This window comes from Streptomyces sp. 891-h (assembly GCF_022760275.1).
GTDB lineage: Bacteria > Actinomycetota > Actinomycetes > Streptomycetales > Streptomycetaceae > Streptomyces > Streptomyces spirodelae.
In genome coordinates this window covers 1,076,165-1,094,536 of the sequence record NZ_CP050693.1, presented here as the reverse complement: position 1 = coordinate 1,094,536, position 18,372 = coordinate 1,076,165, and the positions used below count along the sequence as shown (strand labels likewise).

Here is an 18,372-nt window from a genome sequence, read left to right as displayed (position 1 = left end):
CGCCGTCCGGGGACGGGCTCGTATGCTTCTCGTCTTCCTCGGACTCGTCCTTGGAGGTCACTCGGCGAGTCCCGCCTTGCGGCCCACTCCGGCGAACCCGCTGAAGACGACGGGGTCCTCGTACTCCGTGGTGCTGTCGGGGCGCCAGCGCGGCAGCGCGACCAGACCCGGATCCACCATCTCGAACTCCTCGAAGAACTGCGCGATTTCGGCCGCGGACCGGATGACGAGCGGGGCGCTCGCGGCTCTGTAGACCTCCTGCAGCGCGGCGCCACCGTCGCGTGGCGGCCCGCCCTCGGCGGAGCCGTGGGAGAGCACCAGCAGACTGCCGGGCGCCAGCCGACGGGCCAGCTCCGCCACGCATTTGCGGGGCTCGTCGCGGTCCTCGATGAAGTGCAGCAGTGCGACCAGCATCAGCACGACCGGCCGGTCCAGATCCAGCAGGTTCTCGGTCTCGGGACTGCCCAGGATGTCCTGCGGAGAGCGGAAGTCAGCGGAGACGATGGCCACCCGCTCGTCGCCCTCCAGCACCGCGCGGCTGTGCGCGACGGCCACCGGGTCGTTGTCGACGTAGACGACCCGCGCGCCACGGTCCAGCGCGTGGGCCACCTCGTGGACGTTGCCGAAGGTGGGGATGCCCGAGCCGATGTCGAGGAACTGGGTGATCCCCTCCTGGACGGCGAACCGGATCGCCCGGCGCATGAAGGCGCGATTGGCCTGCATGATCTTCGGCAGCCCGGGCCACGCCCTGATCGCCTGCCGTGCCGTCTCCCTGTCGACCTCGAAGTTGTGCGACCCGCCCAGGTAGTAGTCGTACATCCGCGACACGCTCGGCACGTTGAGATCGATGCCCTGCGGGGCCCAGGCGGGACGTTCCATCGAGGGGTCTCCAGCTCGCTTCATTCACCGGGGAGTTCCGGTCGGGCCCATGAGGCTACTGACCGAGATGCGGCGCGTGGAAGAAAACAGCGTTACTGGGGCTGGATCTTGCCCGGGCCTTGACAGCCCTCCCGGGAGGTATCCGGGCATAGCACACCGGAGCACCCATGATTTAATCGATCTAATTGCGAATCGCTTGCAAGAGCGATCGTTGTTGAACAAGGAGGATGCCACATATGACTGCCCGGACGGTACGGACAGCCACCGTGACGGCGGCCGCCATGGTCGTCCTCGCGGGTGCCGCGGCGTGCTCAGCGCCCGGCGACGGTGACGGTCCGGGCGACGGCAAGGACTCGCTCACGGTGGGTGTGGCACAGGAACCGGAGACCCTCAGCCCCCTGTTGGGCTACGGCAAGGAGGGGAACTCCAAGATCTTCGACGGCCTGCTCACCCACGACGCCAAGATGCATCTGAAACCGGCACTCGCCACCCGGCTGCCGAAGGTGAGCAAGGACGGCCGCACCTACACCTACGACCTTCGCAAGGGCGTCACCTTCAGCGACGGCAAGCCCTTCACCTCCAAGGACGTCGTCTACACGTACGAGACGATCCTCGACAAGAAGACCAACAACCCCTCCAAGAGCGAACTGGACGCCGTCGACAGCGTGCGGGCCCAGGGCAAGTACCGCGTCGTCTTCCGGCTCAAGTATCCCTACGCCGCGTTCGCCGAGCGCACCGTGCTGCCCATCGCCTCCCGGGCCGTCGCCTCCAAGATGGATGTGAACACCGGCTCCTACAACACCGAGCCGGTCGGCACCGGCCCGTACATCCTCACCAGCTGGCGCAAGGGCGAGAAGCTCAGCTTCAAGGCCAACCCGCACTACTGGGGCGGCAAGCCCAAGGTCGAGCGCTTCACCGTGGCCGTCATCGAGGACGACGACGTACGCGCCACCAGGCTGCGCTCCGGTGACCTGGACGGCGCCATCCTCCCGCCCAACCTCGCCAAGGCGTACGAGAAGGGCCCCGAGAACGCGGACAAGCGCACCTTCTCCGCCAAGACCGCCGACTACCGTGCGGTGACCCTGCCCAGCGGCAATCCCGTCACCAAGGACAAGGCCGTCCGCCGCGCGCTCGACCTCGCCGTCGACCGCAAGGCCATGGTCAAGTCCGTACTCAACGGCGCCGGAAAGCCCGCCTACGGCCCGCTGCCCACCGACAGCCCCTGGTTCGCCGAGGGCACCGAGCGCCGTCACGACCTGGGCCGCGCCAAGAAGATCCTCGACGAAGCCGGCTGGAAGCCGGGCAAGGACGGCATCCGCGTCAAGAACGGCAGGCGCGCGGCGTTCACCCTGTGGTACTTCTCCGGCGACAAGCTCCGCCAGGACCACGCGCTGGCCTACGCCTCCGACGCGAAGAAGGCCGGCATCGCCGTCAAGGTCCAGGCCGGCAGCCGCGAGGTCGTCCGGCCCGAGCTCGACCACGACGCCATGCTGATGGGCAACGGCTTCCCCGCCGACCCCGACTTCGACCTCTACCCGACGCTGCACTCCTCGCAGATCGGCGACGGCTGGAACAACCTCGCCCAGTACCACGACAAGACGGTCGACGAGCAACTGGATGTTGCTCGTCGGAGCCGCGACCCGCAGGTGCGCAAGGGCGCGTACGACAAGGTGCAGCGCGCGCTGATGAAGAACCCCGGCTATACGTTCCTCACCCATATCGACCACGTCTATGTCATCGACGACAAGTGGCGCGGCCTCACCACCCAGGTCGAACCCCACGACCACGGCATCGGCGCCGGCCCCTGGTGGGACCTCCAGGACTGGCAGCCGGAAGAATGAGGGCGGGCAGGGTCGTTGCCCACAAGCGATGGAGCCCCGTGGCGCGCATGGTGGGGCGGCGGCTCATGGCCGCGGTCCCCGTGCTGGCGGCGGTCACATTCGGGGTGTTCGCCGTAGCGGCAGCGTCCCCGTTCGACCCCGTGCAGCAGTACGCCGGCACCGCCGGCCTCCACGCCTCGCAGGAGACACTGGACCAACTGCGCGCCAACCTGAACGTCGACGGCCCGTTCCCGCAGCGCTGGTGGGACTGGGTGACCAGCGCGCTGGCGGGCGACCTGGGGGACTCGACCTCGCTGCGGCAGCCGGTCTCCCAGGTGATCGGCGAGCGGCTCGGCTGGTCGGTGCTGCTGTGCGCGGTGGGCTTCACCTTCGCCGTCCTGGCCGGTACGGCCCTCGGGGTCGCCGCGGCACGCCGCAGGGGCGGCGTGCTCGACCGGACGGTCACCTCGCTCGCCTACACGCTGGAGGCGGCGCCCCCGTTCTGGATCGGCCTGCTGGGCATCTGGCTGTTCGCCGTCCAGTTCGACCTGCTGCCGGCCGGCGGGCTCACCGACTCGGGCAGCGACCTGGTCACCGCGGGTGCGCTGCTGCGCCATCTCGCGCTGCCCGCACTGGTACTGGGTGTCTCCCAGCTGCCGTGGTTCGTGCTGTACGTGCGCCAGGGTGTCGGGGACGCGCTGGAGGAGGACGCCGTTCGCGGGGCACGGGCCCGGGGCCTGGCGGAGCGCACGGTGCTGCTGCGGCATGCGCTGCGATCGGGGCTGCTGCCGCTGCTGACGCTGGTCGGCTCGCGGATACCCGAACTCATCACAGGCGCACTGCTGGTGGAGACGGTCTTCAGCTGGCCCGGTATCGCCTCCGCCACCGTCAAGGCGGCGACAGCGACGGACTTCCCGCTGCTGGCGGCCCTCACCGCCCTTGCCACGGTGGCGGTGCTCGCCGGGAATCTGCTCTCCGACCTGCTGTACGGGCTGGCCGATCCGCGCGTGGCGCTGGAGGAGATGTGAGCGTCCAACTCAAGGCCGGAGCCGGTCCGGCGGTCGGCGCCGGTACGGGACGCGCGCTGCGCGTGCGCGCCTCGGCCGCCGTAGTGGTGGCCGTGCTCGGCGCTGTACTCCTGGTGCCGCTGTTCTTCCCGCTGGACGAGCAGGCCGTCGACATGGCGAACAAGCTCCAGGCACCCTCGCTCGCCCACCCGTTCGGCACCGACGACGTGGGCCGTGACGTACTGCTGCGCTGCGTCTACGGGATGCGCGTCTCGCTGCTGGTCGGCGTGGTGGCCGCGCTGACCGCCACCGTCATCGGTACCGCTGTCGGCGCTGCCGCGGGTGCCGCGGGCGGCAGAGCGGACCGCATGGTGATGCGCCTGGTGGACGTCTTCTCCTCGGTGCCGCACCTGCTGCTGGGCATCTTCATCGTCGCCATGTTCCGTCCCGGTGTCTGGCCGGTCGTCGCCTCCGTGGGGCTGACGCACTGGCTGTCCACGGCGCGGATCGTGCGCGCCGAGGTACTGTCCCTGCGCTCCAGGGACTTCATCGACGCCGCCGTCTCCGGCGGTGCCTCCCGGTGGCGGGTCGCCGTACGCCATCTGCTGCCCGGGGTGCTGCCGCAGGCGGGGCTGGCGGCCGTGCTGATGGTGCCGCACGCCATCTGGCACGAGTCAGCGCTCTCCTTCCTGGGGCTCGGCCTGCCCACGCACCGCGCCAGCCTCGGCAACATGATCCAGAGTGCGCGGGGCACGCTGCTGGCCGGCGACTGGTGGCCCACGCTCTTCCCCGGGCTGTTCCTCATCGTGCCCACCCTCGCCATCGCCTCGCTGGCGGGCGTGTGGCGGGAACGGATCAATCCGCGCCGCCGATCGGAGCTGATGCTGTGAGCCGGGAGAGCGACACCGTCCGTCCACTGCTGAGCGTGAGGGAGCTGTCCGTACGTTTCGGGATGCGCGGCGGGCGTGCCGTTGCCGCTGTCAGCGACGTCTCCTTCGACCTGGCGGCGGGGGAGTGCCTGGCGCTGGTGGGGGAGAGCGGCTGCGGCAAGTCGGTGCTGGCCTCGGCGCTGCTGGGGCTGCTCCCGGCGAACGCCCGTACCAGCGGCAGCGCCCTGCTGCACCGGCCCGTGCACGATGCGGGGCCCGAACCGACGCGACCGGACGAGCCCCTCGACCTGCTCGCCGCCGACGAGGCCACTCTCGCCCGCACGGTACGCGGGAGGCGCGTCGGCCTCGTACCGCAGAGCCCGGCAGCCCATCTGACCCCGGTGCGCACCGTGCGCTCCCAACTCGCCGAGACCGTACGGGAGCTGAAGGGGCTGCGCGGCGAGGAACTGGCCGAGGCGACCCGCGCGGCAGCCGGCCGCGCCGCGTTCCCCGCCGACCACCTGGACCGCTATCCGCACCAGCTCTCCGGCGGGCTCGCCCAGCGGGCCGCCACGGCGCTCGCGCTGGTCGGCGACGCGCCGCTGCTGCTCGCCGACGAGCCGACCACCGGACTCGACCGCGATCTGGTGGAGCGCACCGTCGACGAACTGCGCGCCCACACCGACGAGGCGCGCGGCCTGCTGCTGATCACCCACGATCTGGCGGCCGCCGCGCGCATCGCCGACCGGGTTGCGGTGATGTACGCGGGCCGGGTGGTCGAGGTGGCGGCGGCCGGGGACTTCTTCGGCGAACCAGGGCCCCGCCACCCCTACGCCCGCGGCCTGCTGGCGGCACTGCCCGAGCGGGACTTCAGCCCCATTCCCGGAATGCCGCCCGAGCTGGGGCGTCTCCCGGACGGCTGCGCTTTCGCGCCCAGATGCACCCGGGCGAGCGCCGCGTGCGCCCGGCTGCCCGTACCGGACGGCGGCGTGGCCTGCCACCACCCGGTCACCATCGACCGGCCCGCCCGCCGGCACCACGAAGGGAGCACCGTATGACCGGGACGGCCCACCCCGCGCTGGAGTTGGACGGCGTCACCGCGGGCTATCAGCGGCGCGCGCCCGTGCTGCGCGACGTCTCGCTGACGGTGGCGGCCGGGGAGGCCGTCGGGCTGCTGGGCCCGAGCGGCTGCGGCAAGTCCACCCTGGCCAAGGTCGCGGCCCTGCTGCACCGTCCCTGCGCGGGCACCGTACGGCTCGGCGGCGAACCCGCGGGAGGCTGGCGGCACCGGGCGCCGCGCGCCCAGCGCACCGCCGTCGGCGTCGTCTTCCAGCACCCCCGGCTCGCGGCCGACCCCCGGCTCACCCTCGCCGCGCTGATCGCCGAACCGCTGCGCGCCACCGGGCGCGGCGCCCAGGCGGCCGAGCGGGTCGCCCAGCTGGCACAGGCCGTCGGGCTCGGCGACGATCTGCTCGGCCGCCGCCCGCACGAGGTCAGCGACGGCCAGCTCCAACGCGCCTGCGTGGCACGCGCGCTGGCGCTGCGGCCACGGGTGCTGGTCTGTGACGAGATGACCGCGATGCTGGACGCCTCCACCACGGCGGCGCTCGTCGCCGTGGTGGAGGACTACCGGCGGCGCTCAGGAGCGGCGCTGCTGGCCGTCGGGCACGACCGCGCGCTGCTGGAGCGGTGGTGCGACCGTACGGTCGAACTCGCAGCAGCCGCAGGGCTGCCGGACGGTACGGAGCTCAGATCCGCACCCCGCGCCCCCGCAGATACGTCAGCGGGTTGATGTCGCTGCCGTAGCCGGGGCCGGTACGGATCTCGAAGTGCAGGTGCGGGCCTGTCGAGTTGCCCGTCGACCCCGAGCGGCCGATCTGCTGGCCGGTGGCCACCGACTGCCCGGAGCGCACCGAGATGGCCGACAGATGCCCGTACTGGCTGTACTTGCCGTCCGCGTGCCGCAGCACCACCTGGTATCCGTAGGCGCCGCCCCAGCCTGCCGAGACGACCGTGCCACTGGTGACCGCCTTGACGCTGGTGCCGGTGCCGACGGGGAAGTCGACGCCGGTGTGGTGACCGGAGGACCAACTGCTGCCGGCCGCGCCGTAGGGCGTGCTGGGACCGACACCTGCCACGGGCGCGGTGGCCGCTGACGAGGCCGCCTTGTGCTTCGGGGCCTTGGGCTGCGGCGCTTTGTGCTGCGGTGCTTTGTGCCGCGTTTCCTTGTGCTGCGCTTCCTTGTGCTGCGCTTCCTTGTGCTGGGGGCTCTGCTTCTGAGGTCTCTGCTTGTTCGGGGCCTGGTTGGCAGGGGCCCGCTTGCTCGGGGTCTGCTTGCTCGGCTGGTGCCTGCTGGGCGACTCGGCCTCGGGGGTGCGCTCCGTACGGCGCGGGCTGCCGGTCAGGCTCAGCTGCTGGCCGGGCAGGATCAGGTCCGGGTCGTCGCCGATGGTGGAGCGGTTGTTGTCGTAGAGGGCGTGCCAGCCTCCGGAAACCTGGTGTTCGTCCGCGATACCGGAGAGTGTGTCCCCGCTGATCACCCGGTAGGTCGTCAGCTGCTTGCTGCGCTGCGCCCGGGCGCGGTCGGCCTTGGCCTTCGCGGCCCGCTCCGCCTCGGCTTTCGCGGTCTGTTCCGGCTTGGCCTTCGCAGCACGTTCGGCCTTGGCCTTCGCGGCGCTCTCCGTTTCCGGGGCGGCCTTCGGGGGCGAGGCGTCGCCGCGGGCGAGTCCCGCGCGGGGTCCGCAGTTGGGCCAGGCGCCCGGCCCCTGGCCCTTGAGCACCTTCTCGGCGACCGCTATCTGCTGGCTTCTGGTGGCCAGGTCGGCGCGCGGGGCGTAGGCGGTACCGCCGTAGGCCGCCCAGGTGCTCTGGGTGAACTGGAGGCCGCCGTAGTAGCCGTTTCCGGTGTTGGTCTTCCAGTTGCCGCTGCTCTCGCACGCGGCGACCTTCTCCCACACGTCCGTGGGCGCCGCCTGTGCGACGTGGGCCCCGATCAGGGGCATGGCTATCCCCGCGCCGCCCGCTGTCACCTTCAACGAGACGCGGGATGTGGTACTCGACTGCGGGCGACGATGGCGTCCACGTGGGGACATGGGGGGTTCCTCCGTTGGTAGGCGGCCTACGGCGACCGTGGCCGGGTCTACAGATCCAGGCCCCGCTCCCGTGCGAGGCGGTGTGCTGCCTGATCGGCCACGGACTCGTCCAGGTAGACCTCGCACGCCAGACGACCGCTGCCCGTCATGTTGTGCTCCAGCTCGTACAGGCTGACCTCGGTGCCGTCGGCCAGCAGGAAGGCGTGCTCGTACACCGAGCACCACACCTGGCAGTCGACGGTGTGCATCCGGGGACCCGGTACGTGCATGATGTGGTGCCCGAGCGCCGAGGAGAGCAGCCGCAGCGTCTCCTCGCCCGGCCGGTCGGGGTTCTCGGCACGCCGCAGCAGCCTGCGCGCGTGCTCGGCCGAGTCGCCCTCCGGGTACTCCCGCCGGGGGTAGGCGGTACCGGGTGCGCCGGTGAGGAAGTCGAACGAGACGGTCGTACGGGCGGCTCCCTCCGGTTCGCCCTCCTCGCCCATCCGGTGGTGCACGCGGCGTTCGGAGCGGCGCAGCGCCTCGGCGTCGTCGTACACCTCGTGCAGCTCGCCCGTACCGTCGGGGCTGTCGTAGCACAGCTCCCACAGCAGCAGGCTGCTGCCGTCGGCGAGCAGGAAGACATGGCGGAAACTGCTGCATCGCAGCGCGGGCAGCGGGGAATTGCGGTGCCGCCAGCCGTACAGCTCGACCTGGAACATCACAGCGCTGCGTAGTCGGTCGAGGACCTCGTCGCTCACGTCGAACGGGTTCTGGGCGCGGGCCAGCAGCTCTTCGAGGTGGTGAGCAGGCGTCAGGTGTGCTTTGTCGCCCATCGCGGAACCCTCCCGGCGTGCAGCAAACAACCGACCGTCCCCGCGCGCACACACCGTAGCGCTACCACCCTGCCGTGCGGGAGGAGTTGAGGGAATTCCGCTGCCGGAAACCCGGCAGCGAAGGGAATTTTCAGCCGAATCCCTGCGATTTGCCGGACGATCGGCGGGGGGTGAGCGGCGTGCCAGCGGGAACCACAGGTACGACGAACCGGGGCTGAAGGGAGGCGGCGGTGACCACACTGCCCGTCGGATACGAGTCCTACTGGATGCTCTCGGCCGCGGGGGAGCCCTGCCCACCGCTGCCGCCCGACAGCCGGATCGAGGTGGACGTGGCCGTGGTGGGCGGCGGTATGGCGGGGCTCTCGGTGGCCTGGGAACTGGCGCGCGCCGGGCGCAGCGTCGCCGTGCTGGAGTCCGACCGACTGGCCGCGGGCGTCACCGGGCACACCACGGCGAAGCTCTCCGCGCTGCACGGGCTGCTCTACAGCTGGCTGCGGGACAGCCGGAGCCCGCAGGACGCGGAGCACTACGCCCGCTCACAGCAGGGTGCGGTCGATCATCTGGCCGCCGTCAGCGAGCTGTTGGGGGCCGACTGCGAGCTCGAGCGGGTCCCGGCGTACACCTACGTCGAGTCGGCGGACCATGTGGACCAGGTGCGCGCCGAGGCCGAGGCGGCCGCCGCAGCCGGGCTCGCGGCCTCGCTGGTCACCGACACCGGGCTGCCCTTCAGGGTGCGTGCCGCCGTCCGTGTCGAGAACCAGGCGCAGTTCCATCCGCGCAAGTATCTGCTGGCGCTTGCCGACGACATCCGGCGGCGCGGCGGGCTGCTGTTCGAACGCACCCGCGTCGTCGAGCTGGACGAGGGCGAGCCGTGCCTGCTGGAGACCGAGAACGGGGGAGAGGTCGCGGCGCGCGACGTGGTGGTGGCCACCCACTACCCGGTCTTCGACCGGGCGCTGATGTTCTCCCGGCTGGAGCCGCGCCGGGAGCTGGTCATCTCCGCGCTGCTGCCCGAGGACGAGGACCCGGGCGGCACCTATCTCTCGCCCGAGCGCGGCACCCGCTCCGTGCGCACCGCGCCCTATCCGTTCGGCGAGGGGCGGCGGCTGCTGATCGTCACGGGGGAGCAGTTCAGCCCGGGGATGCCCGGCATCGGTTCGGTCGGCGCACGCTACGAGCGGCTGGCGGCCTGGGCCTACGAACGCTTCCCCAGCGCCCGTCTCGCCCACCGCTGGGCCACCCAGGACAACGAGAGCGCCGACCGGGTGCCCTATATCGGCCGCTTCCACGCGGGCACCCAGCACGTCTATGTGGCCACCGGGTTCGGCGGCTGGGGGATGAGCTCCGGGGTGCTGGCCGGGCAGCTGCTGGCCGCGTACCTCACCGGCGAGCCGCTGCCGCCGTGGGCACGGCTGTACGACCCGGTCCGGCTCAGGCCCAGGGAGGCGCCCACCCTGCTGCGCCTGCAGTCGGCGGTGGCCCGGCGCTTCGTGGGGGACCGGCTGCGCCCCAGCCACGTGGACTCGGTGGACGAGATCCCGCCGGGAACGGGCGCCATCGTGCGGGTGCGGGGGCGGCGCTGCGCGGTGCACCGGACGACCGAGGGCGAGCTGCTCGCCGTATCGCCGCGCTGTACGCACCTGGGCTGCCTGGTGCGGTTCAACGACGCGGAGTCGGCGTGGGAGTGCCCCTGTCACGGCTCGCGCTTCGGTGCGGACGGCGCGGTGATACAGGGCCCGGCCACCCGCCCCCTGGAGCGGCGGGACCTGGGCGAGGGCTGAGTCCTCGGCCGGGTCCCACCGCGGTCACAGCCAGTCGGGTTCGGTCTCCAGCGCGACGGTGTCCAGCGCGGCCAGCAGGTCGAACTGCGGGCCGGTACGCGGCAGTTCCGTACGGAAGAAGTACCGTGCCGCCTGCCGCTTGCCCCGCAGGAACGCCTCCTTGTCCGGGCCGCCGGAACCGGTGTCGGCGGAGAGCGTGGCCAGGAACTGTCCCAGCCAGATCCACGCCACCACCACGTGCCCGACGGCCTCCAGGTAGACGGAGGAGTTGGCCAGCGCCACCGCCGGGTCGCCGCCCTCCCACAGCCGCGCGGTCACCGTGGTCACCCGGTTCCAGCTCTCGCGCAGCGTCCCGGCCAGCTCGGCGGCCTCGCCGCCGGTGGCCTCGGCGCGGTGCAGCGTCTCCTGTACGGCATCGCCCAGTGCCCGCAGCCCCGACCCGCCGTCCTGCACCACCTTGCGGCCCAGCAGGTCGAGCCCCTGGATGCCGTGGGTGCCCTCGTGGATGGGGTTGAGGCGGTTGTCGCGGTAGTGCTGCTCGACGTCGTACTCGCGGGTGTAGCCGTATCCGCCGTGCACCTGGATGGCGAGGCTGTTGGCCTCCAGGCACCACTGCGACGGCCAGCTCTTGGCGATCGGCGTCAGCACCTCCAGCAGCAGCCCGGCGCGGGCCCGGTCCTGCTCGGAGGCGGCCGAGCGCTGTTCGTCCACCAGCAGGGAGCAGTACAGCAGCAGCCCCAGCGCGCCCTCCACGTAGGACTTCTGGGCCAGCAGCATCCGGCGTACGTCGGTGTGCTCGACGATGGGCACCTGCGGTGCCGTCGCGTCCTTGCCGCCCGCTCCCAGCGGCCTGCCCTGCGGCCGTTCGCGGGCGTAGGCCAGGGACTTGAGGTAGCCGGTGTAGCCCAGCGCCATGGCGCCGGCGCCGACTCCGATTCGGGCGCCGTTCATCATGTGGAACATGTACGCCAGTCCCCGGTGCTCCTCGCCCACCAGGTGGCCGACGGCGCCGGCCGCGCCGCCGGGGCGGTGGCGTGCCCCCTCCCCGAAGTTGAGCAGGGTGTTGGTGGTGCCCCGGTAGCCCATCTTGTGGTTGAGCCCGGCGGGCACCACGTCGTTGCGCTCGCCGAGCGTGCCGTCCGGTCCGACCAGGTACTTGGGGACGATGAAGAGCGAGAGGCCCTTGACGCCGGGCGGTCCGCCGGGGACGCGGGCGAGCACCAGGTGGACGATGTTCTCGGACAGCTCGTGGTCGCCACCGGAGATCCACATCTTGCTGCCGAACAGCCGGTAGGTGCCGTCCTGCTGGGGTTCGGCCCGGGTGGCGACATCGGCGAGCGAGGAGCCTGCCTGCGGCTCGGACAGGCACATGGTGCCGAAGAAGCGCCCTTCGAGCATCGGCCGCACATAGGTGTCGATCTGTTCCCTGGTGCCGTGGGCGCACAGCAGACGCGCGTTGCCCAGGGTGAGGAACGGGTAGGCCGAGGTGCCCACATTGGCGGCCTGGAAGTAGGAGAAGCAGGCGGTGGCGACGGTGTGCGGCATCCCCATGCCGCCGAACTCCTCGTCCATGGCGGCCGCCAGCAGGCCCGACTCGGCGAAATGGCCCAGGGCCTCGGACACTTCCTTGACGGTGTGCACCTGTTCGCCGTCGAACCAGGGCTCTTCCTGGTCGTTCTTCTTGTTGTGCGTGGCGAAGTGCCGGGTGGCGATCCGCTCGCTCAGTTCCAGCGCGTCGTCGAAGGTCTCCCTGGAGTGCTCCGCGTAGCGGGCGCGCCGGGTGAGCGACTCGACGTCCAGCCAGTCGTAGAGCTGGAAGTCGAGGTCGCGGCGGGAGAGCAGCAGCGAGGGTGAGGGCATGAGGGTGGTCCGATCCCGGGGGCGGCGAGCATGGAGCGCTCGGTTGCTCGGTTTCTAAGCGCTTGCTTATGATCGCGCCGACGCCCTGCCCTGTCAACGGCGTCTGTGATCGTCGCCTGTCTCCTGGACGGGGCCGCCCCCGCCGTCACGGCTTCCTGGCCACCCCCGCGTACAGCGTCAGGGTGCCCTCGGGCAGGCCGCCGAGCGGGTCGCTGTCAGGGCGCCACAGGTGCACCTGGGTGATGCCGGGATCGAGCAGCTCGAGACCCTCGAAGAACCGGGCGACCTGCTCCCGGCTGCGCGGGACCAGGACCGTGCCGTTCCGCTTGTAGATGTCGACGACGGCGTTGATCCGGTCGGCGCCGTCCTGGTCGGTGACATCGCCGATGCCGTGGCTCAGCGACAGGAAGCTGCCGGGCGCCAGCCGGTCGAGCAGCGTGCGCAGTATCCGCTCCGGGCCCTGCTCGTCGGGGATGAAGTGGAAGAGCGCGTTGACCGAGACGGCGACGGGACGGTCCAGATCCAGCGTCTCGGTCAGCTCGGCCGAGCCCAGCACGCTCTCGGGCCGGGTGACATCCGCCTGCAGATAGGCGGTGCGGCCCTCAGGGGTGCTGTGCAGCAGCGCCTGCGCGTACTGGCGCACGATGGGGTCGCTGTCGGTGTAGACGACCCGGGCCTCGGGGACCACGGACTGGGCGACCTGGTGGAGGTTGGGTTCGGTGGGGATGCCGCTGCCGATGTCCAGGAACTGCTGGACGCCGTACTCGGCCGCCAGCGTGCGGGTGACCCGGATCATGAAGTCCCGGTTGGTGCGGGCGGCTGTGACAATCTCCGGCAGTTTGGCGACCACCGCCTCGGCCGCCTGTACGTCCGCCTCGTAGTGGGTCTTCCCTCCGAGGTAGTAGTCGTACATACGCGCGGAGTGTGGTTTGGCCGTGTCGACCGGCGGTGCGCCGCCCTGCTCGGACATGCGGTTCCCCCTCGGTGATTCCGTCTCGTGGTCCTCGTGGTCCTGGTGCTTCAGGGCTTGCGCGCCACACCGGCGAGCATGCTGGGCCGGCCCTCCTGGAGCTCGGTGGTCGTGCCGGGCTCCGGGCGCCAGTCGTGCGCCATCACGATCCCCGGCTCCACCAGCTCCAGCCCCTCGAAGAAGCGGCCGATCTCGGCGCCGCTGCGCAGCCGGAGTGTGGTACCGCCTCTGGCGTAGATCTCCTCCACGTCCCGGCCCAGCGCCGCCAGCGCCGGGTCGTCGATGTCCGAGGTGGCGTGCGAGAGGCACAGATAGCTGCCGGAGGGCAGCCGCTTCAGCAGCCCTGCGAGGATCTCGTACGGGCCCTGCTCGTCGGGGACGAAGTGGAAGAGCGCGTTGACCGAGAGTGCCACCGGCAGGCTCAGATCGAGCGTGGCGTGCAGCTCGTCGGAATCGATGATCGTCTCCGGCTGGACGGCGTCCGCCTGCAGGTAGGCGGTGCGGCCCTCGGGGGTGCTGTGCAGCAGCGCCTGCGCGTACTGCAGCACGATCGGGTCGCTGTCGGTGTAGACGACCCGGGCCCGGGGGTTCACCGACTGGGCGACCTGGTGGAGGTTGGGTTCGGTGGGGATGCCGCTGCCGATGTCCAGGAACTGCGTGATACCGGCCTCGGCCGCCAGCCAGCGGGTGGCACGGACCATGAAGTCCCGGTTGGCGCGGGCCATGGCGCCGGCGAACGGCACGGTCGCGATGACCGCCTCGGCCGCCTGTACATCCACCTCGTAGTGGGTCTTGCCTCCGAGGTAGTAGTCGTACATCCGGGCCGAGTGCGGCTTGGTGGTGTCGATGCCGGGGACGTTCCCCTTCGCGGTCATGCGGCCTCTCCCTTCTCCGGGTCCTGGCGGGGCGTGCGGTCAGTCGGAGGCCAGCAGGAAATCGGCCACGCCCTGCTTGGCGCCCTGGAGGAAGGTCTCGAACTCGTGGGTGGTGTAGATCAGCGCCGGGCCTTCGGGATCGGTCGACTGACGCAGCGCGACCCGGCCGTCGCCGAGCTTCATCGCTTCGACGCAGCTGCCGCCGTTTGTGCCGCTCCACGGCTTCTGCCAGCCCTCGGTGCCGAGGTGTTTCGCGGGCATGCCGTTGTATATGTGTGGGGGGTGGCCTGAATGACCCATGGTTCTAAAACTCCTTGCGGATCTCACCGAGGACAGCCTCGGTGTGTGGTACCGGCGCGGCTTGCGCGCCCATGCGGTCCAGCACCTCCAGATAGGCGGCGGTGTCCGGACGCTGATCCAGGTACGTCGCTCCTGTCAGCCCCTCCGTGTAGACGATGTCCGGGAGCTCCGGGATGTCGAAACGGAAGAGCTGGAAGGGCCCGAACATGCCGGGGTGCGCACCTGAGGTGAACGGGATGACCTGCAGCGTGATGTTCTGCTGCCTGGACAGCTCGATGAGCCGGTCGATCTGCTCGCGCATCACCGCGGGGGAGCCCACATGGCGGCGCAGCACCTGCTCGTCGAGCACGGCCCAGAGCACCGGCGCGTCGGGGTCGTGGAGGAGCCGCTGGCGCCCCATCCTCAGCTGAACCCGACGGTCGAGCTCTTCCTCTTCGGCGGAAGGGAAACCTGTACGCAGCAGCGCGCGGGCGTACTCCTCCGTCTGGAGTAGTCCGGGTACGCAATGTGGCTCGTACGCCCTGATGAGGCTGGCCTCGCCCTCCAGGCTCACATAGAGGCTGAACCAGGGCGGCAGAACATCGCGGAAGCTGTGCCACCAGCCGGGCCGGTTCGCCTCGTCCACCAGAGACAGGAACGAGGCGGTCTCCTCGTCGGAGAGCCCGTACATCCGCAGCAGTTTCTCCACGTACGGCGGCTTGAGGCCGACCTCCGCCTTTTCCATACGACGCACCGTGGTGGTGTTCACACTGAGTGCGTACGCGGCGTCGGCGAAGGAGCATCCCGCACGTTCCCGGAGGTCACGAAGGCGCAGGCCGAGCACTATCTGCCCCACAGTCGGCGCGGAACGAGCCTCGGCCACTACTGCCTCCTTGACTGCCTCCCCTGGCGGACCCTGGCGTCAGCAGTGTGCCATGGCTCCAATGCAGCAGCCATACTGCCCGTGCGATTCTGCGAATTGCAGAACTACTCTTGCCATCTGTGAAAGTTGCTGGGCATAGTGAACAGCGTGACCCAGCTCATGAGGCTGCGGCACCGGAGCCGCACAGCATCGCACGTGTCACCGGAGGGACGGCCGGGCCCGGCCCCCCGGTTCTCCTACGCGTGCCCCGGCCCCTTCGGGCCCTGTGCGGAGTTTTCCCCGGCAGCCGTCCCCTCACCTCACAGGTAGACGGAAGGCGTTCCCCCGTGGCCTCCTCGTATCCCCTCGCGCAGCTCTCCTCGCCCGCCCCGTCGGCCGCACCGGCTGAGGAAGCACGCCAGGAGGGGTTCGAGCTCCCCGCTCACACCTCGTCCGTGGCCCGCGCCCGCGCGCGGCTGCGCAGCCGGCTCCAGCACTGGGGGCTGACCGAGGAGCTCGGCCACACCGCGCAGCTGGTGATCTCCGAGTTCGTCACCAACGCGCTGCTGCACACCGACACCGTCCGGATAAGGTGCCGCATCCAGCTGGAGGGCGAGCGCCTGCGGATAGAGGTCAGCGACGAGGGCACCCAGAACTGCGCCCCCCAGCCCCGCAGCGCGACCACGGACGAGGTCAACGGCCGCGGGCTCCAGCTCGTCGGCGCACTCGCCCAGCGCTGGGGCGTCACCGCGCGCAGTGCCCGGTGCGGCCGCGTCGTCTGGGCCGAACTGGGCACCAGCAGCGTGCTGTGACCTTCCGCGCGGCGGCTCCACGGACCGTTCGGCCCCGCCCTGCCGACTCCTCCCGGTCTGTACCCCCGGTCGCGTCAAGTTCCGTCGTGCAAAAGTGACTTGGCGTTGGTCCAGGGCCTGCGGTCGTGGCATGCTTCCCGCCAGGGCAGGCGCCCGCGCGGTCGGCGCGCGGCGCGCCGGTGGACTCAGTGGGGCACACACATGCGGGAAGAGACGACCGGCAGCGGGGACGCCGTGGACATCAACGTCCCGAGCGTGGCCCGGATGTACGACCACTACCTGGGCGGCAAGGACAACTACGCCGTCGACCGCGAGGCCGTCGCGGCGCTGGACGAGGTGGTGCCGCGCACCCGGGCACTCGCCCGCAACAACCGCCGCTTCCTCCAGCGCGTCGTGCGCATCCTGGCTGAGGACTACGGCATCCGCCAGTTCCTCGACCACGGTTCAGGACTGCCGACCCAGGACAACGTCCACCAGGTCGCGCAGCGCACCGACCCCGGTGCCCGCGTCGTCTACGTCGACAACGACCCCATCGTGCTCGCCCACGGCCGGGCGCTGCTGGAGGAGAACGCCAACACGGCGGTGATCCATGCGGACATGCGCAAGACCGAGACGATTTTCGAGAGTCCCGAGGCGCGCCGGCTGCTCGACCTTTCCCAGCCGGTCGCGCTGCTGTTCATCTCGGTGATGCACTGCATCCCCGACGAGTCCGACCCCGCCGCCGTGGTGCGCCGCGCCCTGGAGCGGGTGCCCTCGGGCAGCTTCGTCGTGCTCAACCAGCTGGTGAGCCATGAGAAGGAGACCCGCGACTTCGTCACCGACTTCATGAACAGCAGCACCAACGGCAACTGGGGCCGGGTGCGGGAGCCGGGCGATGTGGAACCGTACTTCGCCGGGCTCGAACTGCTGGAGCCGGGCCTGGTCGAGATCAACGACTGGCGGCCCGACTCAGAACTGGACGCGCGCCGGCTGGAGGACGAGACCTGGTTCGAGTTCGGCGGGGTGGGACGCAAGCCGTGACCGGAGGGCCTGCTCAGTACTCGCTCAGCAGCTTCTCCAGGAAGGGGACCGTCCCGGCCGGCGGCTCGGCCATCGCGCCCAGGCGGTCCATCACCACCAGATAGCCCTCGACCTCGTCACGCTTCTCCAAGTACAGCGACGAGGTGAGCTGTTCGAGGTAGACGATGTCGGGCAGGTCCGGTTCCAGAAAGCGCAGAATGGTCACCGGGCCGCCCGCCGCAGCCAGCCCGCCCATGCTGAACGGGGCGATCTGCAGCGTGATGTTGGGCCGCTGAGCCGCCTCGATCAGATGCTCCAGCTGGGCGCGCATCACCTCGCGCGAGCCGAGCGGGCGACGCAGCGCCGCCTCGTCCATCACGGCCCACAGGCGCGGTGCGTGCGGCTTGTCGAGAATCGTCTGCCGCTCCATGCGCAGTTCGATACGGCGCTCGCTCCGCCTGCCGTCGTCGCGCGGGTGGCCCAGCCGGATCACCTCGCGGGCGTAGTCGCGGGTCTGCAACAGGCCGGGCACGAACTGCACCTCGTAGGTGCGGATCATGGAGGCGGCCTCCTCCAGGCCGAGCAGCCGGTCGAACCACGGCGACATCACGTCGTTGTACTTCTGCCACCAGCCCGGGGAGCCGGCCTGCCGGGCCAGCTCCAGATACTCCTCGCGCTCCTGCTCGTCCCACACCTCGTAAAGCGTCAGCAGGTCGGCGACGTCGCGCTCCTTGCAGGCGACGCGGCCGAGCTCCAGACGGCTGATCTTGGCGTGCGAGCCGCGGATCGCCTCGCCCGCAGCCTCCCGGGAGATGCCACGCTCCTCGCGCAGCCGGCGCAGTTGGGTGCCCAGGACGATACGCAGAATCGTGGGGCCGCCCCTGGGGGTGTCCAGGATGCGTCCGAGCGACTCCTCACGCCGCGGCTGTGCTCCCATCGGCCCGCCTTGCTCCCCTGAGTGACTGTTCGGATGCTCAGTGTCCCACTCCGCCAAGTGAGCGTACAGCCATAACGGTTATGCGACTGGATTCCGCCCCTGGCATGTGAACCGCCGCCACACGTCCGTGTCGTGCGGCGGCGGTGTCCTGGGTGTTGCCCTTCGTGCTGTCCGCCCGTGCCCACGGCTGAGATGTGGTCAGCAGCCGTTGGGACGGCTCAGTTCTGCGCGTCGAGCAGGTCGTCGAAGTCTCCGTCCTTGGCGCCCTGGACGAACGCCGCGATCTCGGCCGGTGTGTAGACCAGGGCGGGGCCCGACGGGAAGCGGGAGTTCCGCACGGCGACTCCCTGGCCGGGAAGAGTGGCGACCTCGACGCAGTTGCCGTTGGGGTTGCTGCGGCGGCTCTTGCGCCAGACCGCGCCCTCGATCTTCGTGGCCTCGATGCCGTTCTCGATCTGCATGTACGTCTCTCCCTACGTCACTTTCCCCCGTGGACGGTTGCGACGTCTGGAAGCGTC

At 70.7% G+C, this 18,372-nt stretch carries 18 protein-coding genes; 8 read left to right on the top strand and 10 right to left on the bottom strand.

All coding sequences use genetic code 11. The features are described from left to right. Window positions 1-57: 57 nt before the first annotated feature. Window positions 58-879, bottom strand: coding sequence for an SAM-dependent methyltransferase (locus HC362_RS04940; RefSeq protein WP_243082573.1), 822 nt, complete (start codon window positions 877-879; stop codon window positions 58-60). Window positions 880-1,115: 236 nt separating this feature from the next. On the opposite strand from HC362_RS04940, the gene HC362_RS04935 reads away from it, so the two are divergent. From HC362_RS04935 to HC362_RS04915, 5 genes are all read left to right on the top strand, one after another. Next, window positions 1,116-2,720 (top strand): ABC transporter substrate-binding protein, encoded by a 1,605-nt coding sequence (locus HC362_RS04935; protein WP_243082572.1) that lies wholly within the window; start codon window positions 1,116-1,118, stop codon window positions 2,718-2,720. 47 nt (window positions 2,721-2,767) lie between these two features. Further along, window positions 2,768-3,727, top strand: a complete 960-nt coding sequence (locus HC362_RS04930; protein ID WP_243088360.1) for an ABC transporter permease — start codon at window positions 2,768-2,770, stop codon at window positions 3,725-3,727. Beyond that, the gene (locus tag HC362_RS04925; RefSeq protein WP_243082571.1) at window positions 3,724-4,596 is read left to right on the top strand and encodes an ABC transporter permease; all 873 of its coding nucleotides are present in this window, start codon (window positions 3,724-3,726) and stop codon (window positions 4,594-4,596) included. Before HC362_RS04930 ends, HC362_RS04925 begins: the two co-directional genes overlap by 4 nt. A 62-nt stretch (window positions 4,597-4,658) precedes the next feature. Further along, window positions 4,659-5,633, top strand: coding sequence for an ABC transporter ATP-binding protein (locus tag HC362_RS04920; RefSeq protein WP_243088359.1), 975 nt, complete (start codon window positions 4,659-4,661; stop codon window positions 5,631-5,633). Continuing rightward, window positions 5,630-6,367, top strand: coding sequence for an ATP-binding cassette domain-containing protein (locus tag HC362_RS04915; protein ID WP_243082569.1), 738 nt, complete (start codon window positions 5,630-5,632; stop codon window positions 6,365-6,367). The genes HC362_RS04920 and HC362_RS04915 overlap by 4 nt, the downstream gene beginning before the upstream one ends. Here HC362_RS04915 and HC362_RS04910 read toward each other — a convergent pair. Beyond that, window positions 6,324-7,667, bottom strand: a complete 1,344-nt coding sequence (locus tag HC362_RS04910) for a transglycosylase family protein (RefSeq protein WP_243082567.1) — start codon at window positions 7,665-7,667, stop codon at window positions 6,324-6,326. The genes HC362_RS04915 and HC362_RS04910 overlap by 44 nt on opposite strands. A 47-nt stretch (window positions 7,668-7,714) precedes the next feature. After that, a complete protein-coding gene (locus tag HC362_RS04905; RefSeq protein ID WP_243082566.1) occupies window positions 7,715-8,479 on the bottom strand; it encodes a DUF6227 family protein in 765 nt (254 codons plus the stop codon). 230 nt (window positions 8,480-8,709) lie between these two features. On the opposite strand from HC362_RS04905, the gene HC362_RS04900 reads away from it, so the two are divergent. Continuing rightward, window positions 8,710-10,260, top strand: coding sequence for an FAD-dependent oxidoreductase (locus tag HC362_RS04900; protein ID WP_243082564.1), 1,551 nt, complete (start codon window positions 8,710-8,712; stop codon window positions 10,258-10,260). Window positions 10,261-10,284: 24 nt separating this feature from the next. Here HC362_RS04900 and HC362_RS04895 read toward each other — a convergent pair whose 3' ends face one another. The 5 genes from HC362_RS04895 to HC362_RS04875 all read right to left on the bottom strand — a co-directional run bounded on the left by HC362_RS04895 (window position 10,285) and on the right by HC362_RS04875 (window position 15,127). After that, window positions 10,285-12,120, bottom strand: a complete 1,836-nt coding sequence (locus HC362_RS04895; protein ID WP_243082563.1) for an acyl-CoA dehydrogenase — start codon at window positions 12,118-12,120, stop codon at window positions 10,285-10,287. Window positions 12,121-12,265: 145 nt separating this feature from the next. Continuing rightward, window positions 12,266-13,090, bottom strand: coding sequence for an SAM-dependent methyltransferase (locus HC362_RS04890; RefSeq protein ID WP_243082562.1), 825 nt, complete (start codon window positions 13,088-13,090; stop codon window positions 12,266-12,268). Between the two features lie 50 nt (window positions 13,091-13,140). Further along, a complete protein-coding gene (locus tag HC362_RS04885) occupies window positions 13,141-13,965 on the bottom strand; it encodes an SAM-dependent methyltransferase (RefSeq protein WP_243082561.1) in 825 nt (274 codons plus the stop codon). A gap of 39 nt (window positions 13,966-14,004) precedes the next feature. Then, entirely contained in the window at window positions 14,005-14,265 is a 261-nt protein-coding gene (locus tag HC362_RS04880; RefSeq protein WP_099885342.1) for a DUF397 domain-containing protein, read from the bottom strand. Window positions 14,266-14,269: 4 nt separating this feature from the next. Continuing rightward, window positions 14,270-15,127 carry a helix-turn-helix transcriptional regulator gene (locus tag HC362_RS04875; protein ID WP_209264971.1) on the bottom strand — a complete coding sequence of 286 codons (858 nt, stop codon included), beginning with the start codon at window positions 15,125-15,127 and terminating at the stop codon, window positions 14,270-14,272. A 326-nt stretch (window positions 15,128-15,453) separates the two neighbouring features. Here HC362_RS04875 and HC362_RS04870 point away from each other — a divergent pair, with 326 nt between their 5' ends. Both HC362_RS04870 and HC362_RS04865 read left to right on the top strand, forming a co-directional pair. Then, a complete protein-coding gene (locus HC362_RS04870; RefSeq protein WP_243082559.1) occupies window positions 15,454-15,918 on the top strand; it encodes an ATP-binding protein in 465 nt (154 codons plus the stop codon). A 201-nt stretch (window positions 15,919-16,119) separates the two neighbouring features. Then, on the top strand, window positions 16,120-16,938 hold the full coding sequence (locus tag HC362_RS04865) for an SAM-dependent methyltransferase (RefSeq protein ID WP_243082558.1): 819 nt from the start codon (window positions 16,120-16,122) through the stop codon (window positions 16,936-16,938). A gap of 13 nt (window positions 16,939-16,951) precedes the next feature. Here HC362_RS04865 and HC362_RS04860 read toward each other — a convergent pair whose 3' ends face one another. Then, window positions 16,952-17,854, bottom strand: a complete 903-nt coding sequence (locus HC362_RS04860) for a helix-turn-helix transcriptional regulator (RefSeq protein ID WP_243082556.1) — start codon at window positions 17,852-17,854, stop codon at window positions 16,952-16,954. Between the two features lie 218 nt (window positions 17,855-18,072). Beyond that, window positions 18,073-18,315, bottom strand: a complete 243-nt coding sequence (locus HC362_RS04855) for a DUF397 domain-containing protein (protein ID WP_209241489.1) — start codon at window positions 18,313-18,315, stop codon at window positions 18,073-18,075. Between the last annotated feature and the right edge of the window lie 57 nt (window positions 18,316-18,372).